The organism is Mesorhizobium sp. WSM4836 (assembly GCF_055811815.1).
The window spans coordinates 45,937-61,558 of the sequence record NZ_JBVVQF010000002.1 but is presented as its reverse complement, the minus strand read 5'-3'; the positions used below and the strand labels follow the sequence as shown (position 1 = coordinate 61,558).

The 15,622-nt window shown below is 63.4% G+C and carries 14 protein-coding genes; 11 read left to right on the top strand and 3 right to left on the bottom strand.

What is annotated here, in order from left to right:
• Nucleotides 1-2 precede the first annotated feature (2 nt).
• From AC0L2P_RS02550 to dhaK, 9 genes are all read left to right on the top strand, one after another.
• Entirely contained in the window at nt 3-1,115 is a 1,113-nt protein-coding gene (locus AC0L2P_RS02550) for an ABC transporter ATP-binding protein (RefSeq protein ID WP_473499696.1), read from the top strand.
• Nucleotides 1,108-2,121: an ABC transporter ATP-binding protein gene (locus AC0L2P_RS02545; RefSeq protein ID WP_473499695.1), complete on the top strand. Its 1,014-nt coding sequence runs from the start codon at nt 1,108-1,110 to the stop codon at nt 2,119-2,121. Before AC0L2P_RS02550 ends, AC0L2P_RS02545 begins: the two co-directional genes overlap by 8 nt.
• 67 nt (nt 2,122-2,188) lie before the next feature.
• Nucleotides 2,189-3,832 carry a dihydroxyacetone kinase subunit DhaK gene (locus tag AC0L2P_RS02540; RefSeq protein WP_473499694.1) on the top strand — a complete coding sequence of 548 codons (1,644 nt, stop codon included), beginning with the start codon at nt 2,189-2,191 and terminating at the stop codon, nt 3,830-3,832.
• Between the two features lie 81 nt (nt 3,833-3,913).
• Nucleotides 3,914-4,516, top strand: coding sequence for a dihydroxyacetone kinase subunit DhaL (gene dhaL, locus AC0L2P_RS02535; protein ID WP_473499693.1), 603 nt, complete (start codon nt 3,914-3,916; stop codon nt 4,514-4,516).
• Entirely contained in the window at nt 4,513-4,902 is a 390-nt protein-coding gene (gene dhaM, locus AC0L2P_RS02530) for a dihydroxyacetone kinase phosphoryl donor subunit DhaM (RefSeq protein WP_292659370.1), read from the top strand. Before dhaL ends, dhaM begins: the two co-directional genes overlap by 4 nt.
• 22 nt (nt 4,903-4,924) lie before the next feature.
• Nucleotides 4,925-5,227, top strand: a complete 303-nt coding sequence (locus tag AC0L2P_RS02525; RefSeq protein ID WP_473499692.1) for an HPr family phosphocarrier protein — start codon at nt 4,925-4,927, stop codon at nt 5,225-5,227.
• Complete coding sequence (ptsP, locus tag AC0L2P_RS02520; RefSeq protein ID WP_473499691.1) at nt 5,211-6,821, top strand: phosphoenolpyruvate--protein phosphotransferase; 1,611 nt, start codon at nt 5,211-5,213, stop codon at nt 6,819-6,821. The genes AC0L2P_RS02525 and ptsP overlap by 17 nt, the downstream gene beginning before the upstream one ends.
• 8 nt (nt 6,822-6,829) lie before the next feature.
• Nucleotides 6,830-7,252: a hypothetical protein gene (locus tag AC0L2P_RS02515; protein WP_473499690.1), complete on the top strand. Its 423-nt coding sequence runs from the start codon at nt 6,830-6,832 to the stop codon at nt 7,250-7,252.
• Between the two features lie 26 nt (nt 7,253-7,278).
• Complete coding sequence (dhaK, locus tag AC0L2P_RS02510) at nt 7,279-8,265, top strand: dihydroxyacetone kinase subunit DhaK (RefSeq protein WP_473499689.1); 987 nt, start codon at nt 7,279-7,281, stop codon at nt 8,263-8,265.
• A gap of 96 nt (nt 8,266-8,361) precedes the next feature.
• Here the strand turns inward: dhaK and AC0L2P_RS02505 are convergent, their stop codons facing one another.
• Nucleotides 8,362-9,159, bottom strand: a complete 798-nt coding sequence (locus AC0L2P_RS02505) for a DUF2259 domain-containing protein (RefSeq protein ID WP_473499688.1) — start codon at nt 9,157-9,159, stop codon at nt 8,362-8,364.
• A gap of 168 nt (nt 9,160-9,327) precedes the next feature.
• Between AC0L2P_RS02505 and AC0L2P_RS02500 the strand changes: the two genes are divergently transcribed.
• On the top strand, nt 9,328-11,235 hold the full coding sequence (locus AC0L2P_RS02500) for a propionyl-CoA synthetase (RefSeq protein WP_473499687.1): 1,908 nt from the start codon (nt 9,328-9,330) through the stop codon (nt 11,233-11,235).
• A gap of 116 nt (nt 11,236-11,351) precedes the next feature.
• Nucleotides 11,352-12,125: a metallophosphoesterase family protein gene (locus AC0L2P_RS02495; RefSeq protein ID WP_473499686.1), complete on the top strand. Its 774-nt coding sequence runs from the start codon at nt 11,352-11,354 to the stop codon at nt 12,123-12,125.
• Nucleotides 12,126-12,140: 15 nt separating this feature from the next.
• Here AC0L2P_RS02495 and AC0L2P_RS02490 read toward each other — a convergent pair whose 3' ends face one another.
• On the bottom strand, nt 12,141-14,558 hold the full coding sequence (locus AC0L2P_RS02490; protein ID WP_473499685.1) for a polysaccharide biosynthesis tyrosine autokinase: 2,418 nt from the start codon (nt 14,556-14,558) through the stop codon (nt 12,141-12,143).
• Nucleotides 14,559-14,705: 147 nt separating this feature from the next.
• Nucleotides 14,706-15,602 carry a UTP--glucose-1-phosphate uridylyltransferase GalU gene (gene galU, locus AC0L2P_RS02485; RefSeq protein ID WP_473499684.1) on the bottom strand — a complete coding sequence of 299 codons (897 nt, stop codon included), beginning with the start codon at nt 15,600-15,602 and terminating at the stop codon, nt 14,706-14,708.
• Between the last annotated feature and the right edge of the window lie 20 nt (nt 15,603-15,622).

Sequence of the window (15,622 nt, the reverse complement as noted above, 5' to 3'; positions counted from 1 at the left end):
CGATGGCCGAGATCAGGGTCGAACATCTGAGAAAGGCATTCGGCGATTTCGTCGCCGTGCAGGATTCCAACTTCGTCGTCGAGGACGGCGAATTCTTCGTCATGCTGGGGCCGTCGGGCTGCGGCAAGACGACGACGCTTCGCATGATCGCCGGGCTCGAACTGCCGACCGGCGGCAAGATCCTGCTTGGCGGCGAGGACGTCACCATGCGGCGTGCCCGCGAGCGCGACATTGCCTTCGTGTTTCAGCTGTTCGCGCTCTATCCGCACATGAATGTGAGGAAGAACATCGGCTTTCCGCTGCTGGCGCAAGGCATGCCAGGCGCTGAAATCCGGGCCAGGGTGGAAGAGACGGCGAAGCTTTTGCGGATCGACCATCTGCTCAACAAATCGGTCTCCGGGCTTGCCGGTGGCGATCGACAGCGCGTGGCGCTCGGCCGCGCTATCGTACGGCGGCCAAAGTGTTTCCTGATGGACGAGCCGCTGGGGACCCTTGATACAGAATTCCGCGATTTGATGGTCCATGAGCTGCGCGAACTGCACAACCGCATCCACGCCACCACCGTCTATGTCACGCATGACCAGATGGAAGCGATGTCGATGGCCGACAAGATCGCGGTGATGAACCATGGCGTCATCGAGCAGTTCGGCACGCCGCGCGAGATTTACGACCGGCCGGCGACGATGTTCGTCGCCGACTTCATCGGCTCGCCGCCGATGAATTTCCTCGGCTTCGGCGGCGGCCTTTCGAAGGGCGCCAGGGAAATTGCTGTGCAAGGCGCGAAGGTGGCCGTGCCGGAGGTGCGCGAGGATGTCGCGCCGGCCGAGATGGCGCTTGGCATCCGGCCGGAGCACATCCGTTTCGATGACGCTTCGAAACTGCGCGGCGCCATTTACGGCACCGAATATCTCGGCACCACGCAGATCGTGGCGGTGGAGACGGCGGACGGCATCATCAAGGCCAGGGTGCCGGCCGAAATCCGGCTCAATCCGGGCGATCATGTTGGACTGGCGCTGAGCAGCGCCCGGCTGTCGCTGTTCGCAAAAGGATCCGGTCGTGCGGTGCGCACCGAAATCCATGACTCGGTCTCCCAAGGGAGAGCGCATCATGGCTGACGTTCACGTCAAAAGCGTGACCAAGGTTTTTGGCGAGCATATCGCGGTCGACAATCTCGACCTGCATATCGCCGACGGCGAATTCGTCGTGCTGCTCGGGCCGACCGGCGCCGGCAAGACGACGACGCTCAGGCTGATCGCCGGGCTGGAGCGGCCGGAAGCGGGCTCGATCCATATTGCCGGCCACGACACGACGACGCTGTCGCCGGCCGAGCGCGACACCGCTTTCGTCTTCCAGCAATATTCGCTCTATCCGCATCTGTCGGTCTACGACAACCTCGCCTTTCCGCTGCGCTCGCCGGCGCGGAAAATGCCGGAGGACCAGATCCGCCGTCGCGTCGAGGATGTGGCCAGGATGGTGCGCATCCACCACAAGCTGAACAATCGCTCGACCAAACTCTCGGGCGGCGAGATGCAGCGCGTCGCCATCGGCCGCGCTTTGGTGCGCAAGCCGTCGATCTACCTGATGGACGAGCCGCTGTCGTCGCTCGACGCCAAGCTGCGTGCCGATCTCAGGCTCGAGCTGAAGCGCATCCAGGCCGAACTCGGCGCCACAATGCTCTACGTCACGCACGACCAGATCGAAGCGATGACCATGGCCGACCGCATCGGCATTCTCGCCGACGGCGTGCTGGTGCAGATCGGTTCGCCACGGGCGATCTATTCTGAGCCGGCAAACCTTCATGTGGCCGCCAGGCTAGGCCAGCCGGCAATCAATTTGCTGCCGGTCGGACTGCTGCCGGATGGCGGCGCGCCGGCGGGAACGACGACGATCGGAGCGCGCACCGAACATCTTTCGATCGAGAAGGCGGCGAACGGCCATGCCGACGGCGTCGTCGATTGGGTCGAGCATCTCGGCGACCAGAATCATCTGCACGTGACGGTGGGGACCAGGAAGCTGGTGACGCTGACTGACCCCGACACCGACCTGGCACAGGGCGACAGGATCATGATCCGCTATCGCTCGCCGCTGTATTTCGGCGCCGATGGGCGACGGCTGATGTGAGCGATGCGCCAGTGTTTTCGTGGCACCTTTCAACCGGCAATTTCGGGCACCGGACTGGACCAATTCGATGAAGCATTTTTTCAATCGCAGGGATACGATCGTAACTGAGGCCCTGGACGGCTTTCTCGGCACGACCGGCGCCGGCGATCTCGCTCGCCTCGACGGCTATCCCGAGATCAAGGTCGTCCTCCGCGCGGACTGGGATAAGACCAAGGTCGCGGTCATTTCCGGCGGCGGGGCCGGGCACGAACCCGCGCATGCTGGTTTCGTCGGCGTGGGCATGCTGACGGCGGCAGTATCAGGAGAGATCTTTGCTTCGCCGAGCGTGGAAGCAGTATTGGCCGCCATCCGCGCAGTAACCGGTCCGGCCGGGTGCCTGCTGATCGTCAAGAACTATACCGGCGATCGCCTCAACTTCGGACTGGCCGCCGAGAAGGCGCGCGCGGAGGGCTTTCGCGTCGAGATGGTGATCGTCGCCGACGACATTGCCCTGCCTGATATTGCCCAGCCGCGCGGCGTTGCCGGCACCTTGTTCGTCCACAAGATCGCCGGCTATCTGTCGGAAGCCGGCGTTGATCTGGCGGCGATTGCCGCGGGGACGCGGGACGCGGCGGCGGACATCGTTTCACTCGGCATATCGCTGTCATCCTGCTCGATCCCCGGTCAGAGCCATGAAGAGAGCTTCGGCGCCGACGACGCCGAGCTCGGCCTCGGCATTCATGGCGAACCGGGCGTTGAGCGGATTGCGGTGCAAAGTGCCGAAAGGCTGGTTGCGATCATGTCGGACCGCCTTGCGGCGCGGCTCGATCCCGCCAGCGAATACGCCTTGCTGATCAATAATCTCGGTTCGGTGCCACCGCTGGAAATGCTGCTTGTCGCCAATGCGGTGTTGGCATCACCGCTGGCGCGAAAGGTGACGCTGACGATCGGGCCAGGGCAGCTTATGACGGCGCTCAACATGAACGGCTTTTCCCTGTCGCTGATCCGGCTCGATGCGGCGCGCGAAGCAGCGTTGCGGGCGCCGACAGGTCCTCACGCCTGGCTGCCGGCAAGAGCCGTTCGCCCAGTGAGCGTCATGCCGATGGCCAAAGCCGCCGGCCCGGGCAGCGCGTCGAAAGCCAGCCAGGACGCACGCACCGGGCGGCTGGTGGTCGCGCTCTGCGAACGGCTGATCTCGCTTGAAGGCGCGTTGAACGGACTGGACGCAAAGGCGGGAGACGGCGACACCGGATCGACTGTGGCGGCCGGCGCGCGCAGCGTGCTTGGCCGCCTTGAGACACTGCCGCTGGCTGACCCTGCCGCAACGCTCGCCGCACTGGGCGACATCCTGGGCGCCAGCATGGGCGGCTCCAGTGGCGTGCTGCTGTCGATCTTCTTTACCGCCGCCGCGCAGGCGTTGGCGTCTGGCGCAACTTTTCCCAAGGCGCTTCTCGCCGGTCTCGATCGGATGTCCTTCTATGGCGGCGCGAAGATCGGCGATCGCACGATGATCGATGCCCTGGAGCCCGCCTTGAGGGCGCTGGATAGGGGGAGTCTGGAAGATGCGGCGGTCGCGGCGCAACGCGGAGCCGAGGCCACCGCTGCCATGCGCCAGGCCAAGGCCGGGCGGTCCGTCTATATTGGCAGCGAGCTCAACGGCGTGGTCGATCCCGGCGCCTTTGCCGTCGCCGAGGTCTTCACTGCCCTCGCTGCGTTGCTCGAACCCGCTTGACTGGGGGCAAGAATGCTTCAATTGCCGGATATGCAATTTTCTCGTACTGCCGGCAGCGCGGGGGCCAGGAGCATGGGTGACATGGCGGCAGCGGATCTGTCCAGGCTGATCGAGGCGGCGGCAAACACGATCGCCTCCCATGCCGAAGAGCTGACCAGGCTGGACCAGGCGATCGGCGACGGCGACCATGGGCTCAACATGAAACGCGGCTTCGAGGCAGTGCGGGTCGAGGCCGGCGCGTTCGCGGCAAAGCCGTTGCCCGAGGCGCTGAAGGCGATCGGCACCAAACTGGTGATGACCGTCGGCGGAGCCTCCGGTCCCTTGTTCGGCACCCTGTTCATGGCGCTCGGTAAGGAGATTTCCGCCGCGCCGGATCGCGCCGATCTGGCGGCGGCCTTCGGCAAGGCGATTGAAGCGGTGGCCGCCAGAGGCAAGTCGCAGGCTGGGCAAAAAACCATGCTCGACGTGCTGCAGCCGGTGCATGAGGCGCTCGTGCAGGGAAAGACGGCAGCGGACATCGCCAACATCGCCGACAGTGCAGCCGAGGCGACCGTGCCGATGAAGGCGCTGCGTGGGCGCGCCTCATTCCTTGGCGACCGTTCGATCGGTCACATGGATGCCGGCGCACGCTCGACCGCGCTTCTGGTGCGGGCCGTAGCCGAGACAATCGAGGGGCGCGCATGAGCAATGTCGGCATCGTCATCGTATCGCATTCGCCGCTGGTCGCCGAAGGCACCGCCGACATGGTGCGGCAGATGGTCGGCAACGAAGTGCCGCTTGCATGGTGCGGCGGAAATGGCCATGGCGGGCTCGGAACCAATGTCGAGGCGATCATGGGCGCCATCGACAAGGCCTGGTCGGAGGCGGGTGTCGCGATCCTCGTCGATCTCGGCGGCGCCGAGACCAATAGCGAGATGGCGGTCGAGATGATCGGCGAGCCCCGCGCCCAGAAGATCATCGTCTGCAATGCGCCGATCGTCGAAGGCGCGGTGATGGCGGCGACCGAGGCTTCCGGCGGCGCCTCGCTCAAGGAAGTGGTGGCGACGGCGCACGAATTGTCGCCGTCGTGAACGAACGGGAAATTTGACAAGCATGTCCGCAGCAGCCGAAGCCAGCGTCCTGATCACCCATGAGGTGGGACTGCATGCGCGTCCTTCGGTGAAGTTCACCAAGCTTGCCAAGACGTTTTCGGCCGACGTCGAGATTGCGATCGCCGCCAACGGGCCGTGGCTCGACGCCAAGAGCATCGTCAAGGTGATGGCGGCGAAGGCGCCGAAAGGCACTGTCCTGCATATCAGGGCCAGGGGCGACAGCGCCGGCGAGGCGGTCGGCGCGCTGGTCGAGTTGGTGCGGCGCGATTTCGACGAAGGCAAGGACCATGCCCGAACCGCTTAGGCTGCAGGGCATCTCGGCATCGGCCGGCTATGCCGAGGGGCCGCTGTTCGATCTGGACCAGGCTGCTGTGCGTTATGTTCGCAAGGCAAGTGCCGCGGACGAGAAGGTGGCGCTCAAGGCCGCCATCTCCATTGCCGCAGCCCGGCTCGCAACATTGATCGAAACCAGCGACAGCGAGGCGGCCGGCATCCTCGAGTTCCAGCTCGCCATGCTGGAGGACGACGCGCTGACCGGTCCGGCCTTTGCGCACATTGCCGCGGGCATGGCCGCTGATATGGCTTGGCGGCAGGCACTCGACGCCGAGATAGCCGGCTATGAAACATCCGAGCAGGACTATTTCCGGGCGCGCGCGGCCGACATGCGCGATATACGCGACCAGGTGCTGCGCGCGCTGACCGGAGGCGGCGATATTGCCGCGCCGGCCGGTGCGATCTTCTATGGCGAGGATATCGCACCGACGCGCTTCCTGGAAACGGACTGGAGTGCCGGCGGCGGCATAGCGCTGAAAGCGGGAAGTGCCGCAAGTCACGTCGCAATGCTGGCACGCTCGCGCGGCGTGCCAATGGTGGTGGGGCTTGGGCTTGCGGAGCGTGGGGTGGTCGGTACTTCGCCGGCTCACCTTGCCGGGCTCGCGCTGCTCGATGCGGAGCATGGCGGCATCGTGTTGGCGCCTTCGAAAACGGAGATCGACGCATTCCGGCGATCGTCGTCGTCTTTCGCGGCGCATCGCGGCAAAGCGGCCGCCTATCTGACAAGGCCGGCAGCAACGAAGACCGGCATAGCGGTCCGCGTGCAGGTGAACATTGCCGATCCGTCCGATGTCGACCGCATCGATGCTGGGGCGTGCGACGGTGTCGGGCTGATGCGGACCGAATTCCTGTTCGGCAAGACGCTGCCGGACGAGGCGACCCAATATCACGCCTACCGCAAAGTGCTGGAATGGGCAGGCGACAGGCCGGTGACGATCCGTACTGTCGATGCCGGCGGCGATAAGCCTGTGCCGGGCCTGACCGTCGAGGAAGGTAATCCATTCCTTGGCCTGCGTGGCATCAGGCTGTCGCTGGCGCGCCCGGAGGTCTTTCGCGTGCAGATCCGCGCCTTGCTACGTGCCGCCATGCACGGCAATCTGAAGGTGATGTTCCCGATGATCGCCGTTCCGGAAGAGTATGAACACGCCACGGCACTGTTCGCTGAAGAGCAGGCTGGCCTTTTGGCGCGCGGCATCGCGCAAAAGATGCCTCCGCTTGGCATCATGGTCGAGGTGCCTTCGGTGGCGATTGCGCCGGAGGCATTCGCCAAAGCCGCCTTCTTCTCGATCGGTTCGAATGATTTGACCCAATACGTGATGGCCGCCGCTCGCGACAATGCCTCGGTCGCACATCTGAATTCCGTCAGGCACCCGGCCGTGCTCCGGCTGATCGCGTCGGTTACCGCCTTCGGCCGCGCGCATAATGTCCCGGTCAGCCTGTGTGGCGATGCCGGCGGCGACCCCGCCTCGATCCCGGCGCTGCTCGAAACCGGCCTGCGTGACCTCTCCGTCGCTCCCGCCCAACTCGCGATGGCCAAGGCGGCCATCGCGGACGTTTCAATCTAGGCCCCGACATGGCAGACAAGGCGCCGCAATCCGGCCCCGAAGAGGCGATCCGCGCCTACAAGACGATCCTGTCGCAGGTGATCGACCAGCGCCCGTCCGGCATGCGCCAGCGCCTCGCCGACGCGCTGGGCAAGCATCGCAGCTTCGTCACGCAGATTTCCAGCCCCGCCTATTCGACGCCGATCCCGTCGAAGCATTTGCCGGCTATCTTCTCCGTCTGCCATTTCAGCCCGGCTGAACGCGATCATTTCCTTGAGGCCTACCATCAGGCGCATCCGGGAAAGATGTCGTTGGCTGCAGGCATGCGCAAGACACGCCATATCTCGCTGATCGTTCCCGATTTCGGCGACGACAAGCAGAACGCGGCGCTCGACCGGGCGGTCAATGATTTCATCCAGAAGATCACCAGCATCGCCGGCAAGGGCAGCTGACGCTGGGCTATTTCGGGAGGACAGCCATGAAGAAATTTCTGAATTCGGTCGACACGGTGCTGACCGAGAGCATTGACGGCTTCGTTGCCGCGCATGTCGATATCCTGGCGCTTGGCGAGGAACACAAATTCATCCGCCGCAAACTGCTCACACCGGGCAAGGTGGCGCTGATCTCCGGCGGCGGCTCGGGTCACGAGCCGCTGCATGGCGGGTTCGTCGGGCACGGCATGCTGGAAGCCGCCTGCCCCGGCCAGGTATTCACCTCGCCGACGCCTGACCAGATGATGGCGGCGGCTGAAGCCGTCAATACGGGCGCCGGCTGCCTGTTCATCGTCAAGAACTACGAGGGCGACGTGATGAATTTCGACATGGCCGCTGAAATGACGGAAGGCGTGATGCAAATCGTGACCAATGACGACGTCGCGGTCGAAAACTCGTCCTACACCACCGGCCGGCGCGGCGTCGCCGGCACGCTGGTGGTCGAGAAGATCGTCGGCGCGGCGGCCGAACAAGGCATGGCACTGGAGCCTTTGAAGGCGTTGGGCGAGCGCGTCAACGGCGCGACGCGCTCGATGGGCGTGGCGCTGACCAGTTGCACCGTGCCGGCGGCGGGCAAGCCGACCTTCGACATCGGCGACGGCGAGATGGAGTTCGGGGTCGGCATCCACGGCGAGCCTGGGAGGCGGCGCGACACATTGAAAAGCGCCGACGCGATCACCGACGAGATCTGTACCGCGATCCTCGGCGATCTGGGCGACAGCGCCAGAGGCCAGGCGCTGCTCTTCGTCAACGGCTTTGGCGGTACGCCGCTGATGGAGCTTTATCTGATGTACAACAGCGCCCGCAAAATCTTCGAGAAGCACGGCGTGACGGTGGCCCGGTCGCTGGTCGGGTCCTATGTGACCTCGCTCGACATGGCCGGCTGTTCGATCACGCTGAGCATGCTCGACGACGAGGCGGCTGTTTGGTGGGATGCACCGGTACATACGGCGGCGCTGCGCTGGGGCATGTAGCGGCGGACAATGCCCAGAAATAGTCGGTGATAAGACTGATATCGGCAACGCCGCGCTTCGTCAGACACTTGCCGGACCAGTTCTCAGTGCGATGCCTCAGTGCGCCTGGCCAGTCACGGCAATGAAACGGCGGTCGCGCCCTTCAAATCCCTGGCTGAAGCGCTGCACGAGCACCGCAAGCACGCCCGGTTTTCCATCCGGGGTGAATGCGTAAGCTTCCGACAGGCTGTAGGAAGTCGGGCAATTCCTCGAACCGGGCACCGCTTTGTCTTCATGCAGCAGCTTGATCAGCTTGCCGTCCTGACCATGCAGCGTCAGGCGAAAGCCGAGCGCCTTGCCGGTCGTTTCGCCTTGCTGCGTCCCGTCGAAACTCGCTGAACAATCCGCCGTGCTGTCGGCAAGGATCTGCTCGAGCTGGATTGTCGAGATGCCAAGCTCGTCATAGGCCGGCGAAAGCCATTTCTGCGAAACCTGCTCGAGGCGCGCAATGTCGTTGTAGGCGACCAAGTCGTCGGGAAAGGTGAATTTGTCTAAGCCCGTCCGCTCGCCGCGCGGCGCGATGGCATATTTGGCCAGCAAGGGCGCCGCCAGCTCGGCGGCCTGTGCCCGCGCCTGCGCAAGCGTCAGCGTCGCATCCTCCGTCTCGTCGACGACGAGGATCGGCTTGCCGCCGACGAACTCATCGGTGCGGATGTCGATGATTTCGATTTCCGACCAGCCCGAATCCGAAGCACCGGCGTCCAGCGTGCCGTACTGTTCGAAGGCGAAGTAGTTGCCGTCTGGCGAAAAGCCGATGATACGCCGTGCCGCCGCATCGCCGGCCTGAGCAGCTGAAGCGAGCACCAACGCCAGTGTCGCAACGACAGCAAATCCAAGCCCGTATCGCAGTTTCATCGCGCCCTGCCCCAATGTCGAAAACTCGGTCGATACCGGCCCCGCAGACCACGACGACCCTGCATTTGCGGCCGAATTAGAACGGCGGCAAACGAAAAGCACAAATACATGGTTACGGAGAGCAGCATACGCTATTTCAAGGACAGCAAACATTCCTGGGGAGGAAAGATGGCGTCACGCTACCACGAGGTCTATGACGGCTGGAAACGCGACCCGGAAAAATTCTGGGCCGACGCCGCGGGCGCAATCGACTGGTTCTCGCCCTTCGAGACGGTGTTCGACGCGAATGCCGGCGTCTATGGCCGATGGTTCAATGGCGCCTCGTGCAACACCTGCTTCAATGCCGTCGATCGCCATGTGGCGGGCGGCCGTGCCGACCAGATCGCGTTGATCCATGACAGCGCGATTTCCGGCACAATCAGGAAATTCACCTATGCCGAGCTGAAGCGCGAGGTGGTCGCGCTGACCTCGGTGCTCAAGAACCGCGGCATCCAAAAGGGCGATCGCGTCATCATCTACATGCCGATGGTGCCGGAAGCAGCCTTCGCCATGCTTGCCTGTGCGCGGATCGGCGCCGTGCATTCGGTGGTTTTCGGCGGCTTTGCCTCGCATGAGCTCGCCACCCGCATCGACGACGCCAAGCCGAAGCTGATCATCTCCGCTTCCTGCGGCCTGGAGCCCGGGCGTGTCGTTGCCTATAAGCCGCTGCTCGACAAGGCGATCGAGATGTCGCGGCACAAGCCGGAAAGCTGCCTCATCCTGCAGCGCGACCAGCTGCGCTGCGAGCTCAGGGAAAATTACGACATCGACTATGCCGACGCCGTGGCGCGTGAGCGGGCCGCCGGCGCCAATGTCGACTGTGTCCCGGTGCTTGCCACCGATCCGCTCTACATCATCTACACGTCGGGCACGACCGGCCAGCCGAAGGGCATCGTGCGCGACAATGGCGGCCATATGGTCACGCTGAAATGGTCGATGAAAAACGAGTTCGGCGTCAAGCCGGGCGAAGTGTTCTGGGCGGCTTCCGATGTCGGCTGGGTGGTCGGCCATTCCTACATCGTCTACGGCCCGCTGCTGCATGGCTGCACAACCATCCTGTTCGAGGGCAAGCCGGTCGGCACGCCCGATGCCGGCACCTATTGGCGGGTGATCGCCGAGCATAGTGTCGTCGCGCTGTTCACCGCACCAACCGCCTTTCGCGCCATCAAGGGACAGGATCCGAAGGGCGAATTCGTCCCGAAATACGATCTATCCAAATTCCGCACGCTGTTCCTCGCCGGTGAGCGCGCCGATCCGGAAACCATCAAATGGGCGGAGCAGAAATTGAACGTGCCGGTGGTCGACCATTGGTGGCAGACCGAGACCGGCTCGCCGATGACCATCAACCCCGCCGGACTGGGCCTATTGCCAGTCAAACATGGCTCGCCCGGCGTGCCGATGCCCGGCTACGACATTCGCGTGCTGGACGATGCCGGGCATGAGGTCAGGCGCGGCACGTTGGGCAATGTCGTGGTGAAGCTGCCGTTGCCTCCCGGCTGCCTGCCGACGCTGTGGAATGCCGACGAGCGGTTTCGCCAAGCCTATCTCGAGGAATTCCCCGGCTTCTACAAAACCGCGGATGCCGGCATGACGGACGAGGACGGGTATCTCTATGTCATGGCCCGCACCGACGACATCATCAATGTCGCCGGCCACCGGCTGTCGACCGGCGCCATGGAGGAGGTGCTGGCCGCGCATCCCGACGTTGCCGAATGCGCCGTCGTCGGTATTGCCGATGCGATGAAAGGCCAGGTTCCACTCGGCTTCGTCGTGCTGAATGCCGGCGTCGAGCGCGACGCCGGCATCATCGAAAACGAGGTCGTCACGCTGGTGCGCGACCGGATCGGCCCGGTCGCTGCCTTCAAGACGGTGGTGACGATCAAGCGCCTGCCTAAGACGCGCTCCGGCAAGATCCTGCGCGGCACCATGCAGAAGATCGCCGACAAGGAGGAATGGGCCATGCCGGCAACGATCGACGATCCGGCCATCCTCGACGAGATTACCGCCGCGCTGAACCGCCGCGGCATCGGCCTGTAGGGACGTCGAACACCGGCCCGAAAGCTCGGGTATGGAATGACCGGCGCCAGACATGGTATCCACGCGGTGTGTCGTCATGTTGCTTCGGAATCGAGACGCACACACAGCCATGCGAGATGCCATACGTGACCCTGTTCCAGCGATCGAAAAAGCCCCAGGCCGCGGCGCGCCGGCGGCTGGAGATCGATATGCAGGACACGGTCGTCTACGCGATCGGCGACGTGCATGGCTGCTATAAGGAACTCCGCGCCCTGGAGCAGAAGATCCTGCTCGATTCGGCGTCCTTCGAAAGGCGCAAGCTCATCATCATGCTTGGCGACTATGTCGATCGTGGACCTCAGTCGGCGCGTGTGCTCGATCATCTGCTGACGCCGCCACTCGACGGCTTCCAGCGCATCTGCCTTGCCGGAAACCACGAAGTCGCGATGCTGGACTATCTCGACGGCATCCTTTCGAGGGAGTCGTGGTTGGCGGTGGGTGGCCTGCAGACGCTGTTTTCCTACGGCATCGACCCGTCGCGCATGGCCGATCTCTATGGATCAAGCGAGCAGGTCGACCGGCGCATTCGGGAGATCATTCCAGCGGGCCATGCCAGCTTCATGCGCGCGCTGCCGGTCATGCTCTATTCGGCAAAATTCGTATTCGTTCATGCCGGCATCAGGCCCGGCATCGAACTGGCCGCGCAGGACGAGGACGATCTGCTGAACATCCGCTCGGAGTTCTTCGGGGCCGCGCATCTTCTCGACCGCTATGTCGTGCACGGACATACCCCGGTCGACGTTCCGAAGCTCGAGGGCCGTCGGCTTGGCATAGACACCGGCGCCTTCCAAACCGGCCAGCTGACCGCCCTCAGGATCGTCGACAACCGCGCTAGGTTGATATTTTCCTGAGCGCGATATCGTCGCTCAGGCGGCTGCCCTGGCGCGCGCTTCCGATTTTTCCAGATAGTAGCTCGAATATTTGTCGAAGAATTTTTCCGAGCCGCCGATCGCGCCATACTTGGCCAGCTTCTTCAGTTCGACCTTGTTCAGCACCGCGCCAATGATCTTCTTGGCGATGTAGGGCTCCGAGCTGAGCATGGATTGCACCATCGCACGCGGCGTGCGTCCCCACTCGGTGACCAGCACGAAGCCGTCGACAAGCGGAGCGAAGGCCTTGGCGTCGACGACGGGCCCGAGCGGCGGCAGATCGACGACGATGTATTCGAAGGTTTCCTTGGCGTTGTCGATGAAACGCCGCATGCCGGCTGAAGACAGAAGCTCGCTGGTATGCGAAAACTGGCCACGCAGGACGGCCGGGATGATAGCCAGCTTGGTCTGCCGGTCGATCTTGCCGACCGACTGCCAGGTCTGCCCGCTCACCACAGCTTCCATCAGGCCCTGCTCGGCCTCCATGCCGAGGCTGCGGCTGAGGCCGGGATTGCGCAGGTCGCCGTCGATCAGCAGCGTCTTCGATCCGTTGACGGCAAGCAGCCCGGCAAGATTGGCCGCCACCGTCGACTTGCCTTCGCCGGGAAGCACCGAGACCACGCCGATGACCCGGCTGCCCTGGCCCTCCATCACGACGTCGAAGGCGATCTTTGCGTTGCGCAGCGTCTCGGAAAACATCGATGCCGGTGCATCGACGGTTACCCGCATCCGCGCACGTTTTTCGGCTGCCGACAATGTTTTGGAGGGCTGGGATTTGGAGGACTTGGCGGTCTTGGATTCAACGACTTTGACGTCAGGCTGACCGCCATTGCGCTGGTCGTCCTTGCCAGCCTTGCCGATAACCGGGAGATAGCCGAGGAATTTGAGGCCGACTCGGTCGCGTACATCCTCGCCGGTCCTGAAGAAGCGTTCCCTGAATTCATTCAGACCACCAACCCCTGCCCCCATCATTATGCCAAGCGCGAGCGAAAGCCCCAGCACGATGGCCGTTCGCGGGCTTGCGGCCGACTGCGGCATCGTCGCGTCCGAGATGACCCGGATCTTGCCGACCGGGAAGGATTGCTGCTGGGCGGCCTCCTCATAGCGGTTCAGGAATGTCTGGTAGAGCGTCGACAGCGCCGTCGCCTTTTGGTCCAGCTCACGCAGCTTGACCTGCGACTGGTTGTCGATGGAGCTCTTGCCAGCCGCCAAGGCGACATTTGCGCGGAGCGCGGTTTCTCGCGCCAGGGCAACCTCGTATTCGTTGCGGTAGCTTTCGGTCAGTTGCTTCAGCTCGCCGAAAATCTGCGCCGATATGTCGGCCTTCTCCTTGGCGAGCGCGACGGCCTGCGGATGTTGCGGGCCGAAGTTCGCTTCGACGTCCTGCTGCCGCTTGGCGACGGTGAGATAGCGGTTCTTCAGCGTCGTGATGACGGAGCTGCTCGGCTGGTCGTTCGATATCGCGGCGTCCTTGAACGCATTGTCCGAGCCGCTTTCGACGATCGACTTGTACTGCTGGTAGCGGGCGCCGGCCCGTGCGGTATCGGCCTGCGCGACGATCAGCTGGGTGTTAAGATCGGACAATTGCTTGTCGCTGATCAGCTGGCCGTCATTGACGGCCAGTCCATGCTCGGCCCTGAACTTTTCGACCGCCAGCGCGGCCGCCTGGGAGCTCTCACGAAGCTCGGTCAGCCGGCCTTGTAGCCAGACCGCCGCCCGCTCGGTGGCGTCGAAGCTGGCATCGAGCTGATCGGCGAGATAGGCGTCGGCATAGGCCTTGGTGATGGCGGTCGCAAGCGCCGGATCCGTCGCCTGGAAGGAGATGCTGATGACAAAGCTTCGGCCGATCCGCTCGGCGTCGAGTTGGTTCTGGAGTTTGAAGATTGCATAGTCGCGGGGCGACGACGCGGTGATCGCATCACGCGTCGCAGCGTCAAGCTGAGTGACATCAGTTGTGCTCGCGGCGCGCTTGGGGCGGACAGACTGGATGATACCGCGTACAAAGCCTGCGACCTTCGATAGGGCCGATGTCGGAGGGTTCATGAAAGCATCGTTGTGATCGAGCTTCAGCTTGTCGACGACCACCCCCGCCAGCCTGGCTGACTGCAGTATTTCGATCTGGCTCAGAACGGCGGAGTCGGTCTGCATGCTGACAGACGCCGCCGAAATGTCGTCGACGACCTTGTTCAATCCTTCGTCGATCAGCACGCTGCTCGTCGCCACATAGGTAGGAGGCGTGGTCTGCAAATAGAGCACGCCGAGAAAGAGACCGATGACGGCGCAGATGGCAACCACTTTCGCTTGCCGCGCGGCCATGCCAAGCAGGCGCTCGATGTCGATGAAGTCTTCGGCGTTTGCCGCATTTGAAGCCGGCAATGGCGTCCTCTTGTCGACAGGAAAATTGGCATAGTTCATCTTCGGTCCAATTCTAGTTTGCAGGCGCTACCGCCTCGAAGATCGGGACATAGGGTGCAAACCTTGCGCCGGACAGTGCGTTGCGCGCGGCGCAACGCACTGTTCTGCGTCATCAGCCGCACCCACAATGCCTCAAAAAAATGGACATTATGCGGCTTCTTCCCGACGCTGATGCGACAGGACGAATTCCTGCAGCATCTCGAAGATCGGGCCCTTCATATCCTCCCGTGCCAGCGCGAAAGCGACATTGGCCTGGATGAAGCCCTCCTTCGAACCGCAATCGAACATGCGGCCGTTGAAAGGCTGGGCGAAGAAGGCCTGCGTCTGTGCGAGACGCACCATTGCGTCGGTCAGCTGTATCTCGTTGCCGGCGCCGCGTTGCTGGCTTGCCAGCAGCGAGAATATCTCGGGCTGCAGGATATAGCGGCCGTTGATGTAGAAGTTCGAGGGCGCATTGGCCGGTGCCGGCTTTTCGACCATGGCCGTCACCTCAAAGCCGGTGCCGACCTCCGCGCCGCGCCCGACAATACCGTATTTGCTGGTCTCGGTCGGATCGCAACGCTCGACGGCGATAACGTTTGCGCCAGTCTGCGCATAAAGATCGGCGACCTCGGCGAGACACCCGCGCCCGCCGAAGGACACCATGTCCGGCAAAAGCAATGCGAAGGGCTCGTCACCAATGACTTCGCGCGCGCACCAGACGGCATGGCCGAGGCCTTGCGGCGCCTGCTGGCGGATGAAGCTCGTCGCGCCGGCGACGGGAAGCAGGCTTTCAAGCGATTCGAGTTGCGCCTTCTTGCCGCTCTGCTCCAGGGTTCCGATCAGTTCAGGATGCAGGTCGAAATAGTCCTCGATCACCGCCTTGTTGCGGCCGGTGACGAAGACGATGTGCTCGATGCCGGCCTCGAACGCCTCGTCAACCGCGTATTGCACGACAGGCCTGTCGACCACTGGCAGCATTTCCTTCGGCATGGACTTGGTCGCCGGCAGGAACCGCGTTCCAAGCCCCGCCACCGGTATGACTGCCTTCCTGACTTTTTTCATTGCATATTCCTTCTGAGGAG

Bases quoted from the DNA above. Each gene is read 5' to 3' on its own strand.
- AC0L2P_RS02550 (WP_473499696.1), top strand. From the start codon at position 3: ATGGCCGAGATCAGGGTCGAACATCTGAGAAAGGCATTCGGCGATTTC.
- AC0L2P_RS02545 (WP_473499695.1), top strand. From the start codon at position 1,108: ATGGCTGACGTTCACGTCAAAAGCGTGACCAAGGTTTTTGGCGAGCAT.
- AC0L2P_RS02540 (WP_473499694.1), top strand. From the start codon at position 2,189: ATGAAGCATTTTTTCAATCGCAGGGATACGATCGTAACTGAGGCCCTG.
- dhaL (WP_473499693.1), top strand. From the start codon at position 3,914: ATGGCGGCAGCGGATCTGTCCAGGCTGATCGAGGCGGCGGCAAACACG.
- dhaM (WP_292659370.1), top strand. From the start codon at position 4,513: ATGAGCAATGTCGGCATCGTCATCGTATCGCATTCGCCGCTGGTCGCC.
- AC0L2P_RS02525 (WP_473499692.1), top strand. From the start codon at position 4,925: ATGTCCGCAGCAGCCGAAGCCAGCGTCCTGATCACCCATGAGGTGGGA.
- ptsP (WP_473499691.1), top strand. From the start codon at position 5,211: ATGCCCGAACCGCTTAGGCTGCAGGGCATCTCGGCATCGGCCGGCTAT.
- AC0L2P_RS02515 (WP_473499690.1), top strand. From the start codon at position 6,830: ATGGCAGACAAGGCGCCGCAATCCGGCCCCGAAGAGGCGATCCGCGCC.
- dhaK (WP_473499689.1), top strand. From the start codon at position 7,279: ATGAAGAAATTTCTGAATTCGGTCGACACGGTGCTGACCGAGAGCATT.
- AC0L2P_RS02505 (WP_473499688.1), bottom strand. From the start codon at position 9,159: ATGAAACTGCGATACGGGCTTGGATTTGCTGTCGTTGCGACACTGGCG.
- AC0L2P_RS02500 (WP_473499687.1), top strand. From the start codon at position 9,328: ATGGCGTCACGCTACCACGAGGTCTATGACGGCTGGAAACGCGACCCG.
- AC0L2P_RS02495 (WP_473499686.1), top strand. From the start codon at position 11,352: ATGCCATACGTGACCCTGTTCCAGCGATCGAAAAAGCCCCAGGCCGCG.
- AC0L2P_RS02490 (WP_473499685.1), bottom strand. From the start codon at position 14,558: ATGAACTATGCCAATTTTCCTGTCGACAAGAGGACGCCATTGCCGGCT.
- galU (WP_473499684.1), bottom strand. From the start codon at position 15,602: ATGAAAAAAGTCAGGAAGGCAGTCATACCGGTGGCGGGGCTTGGAACG.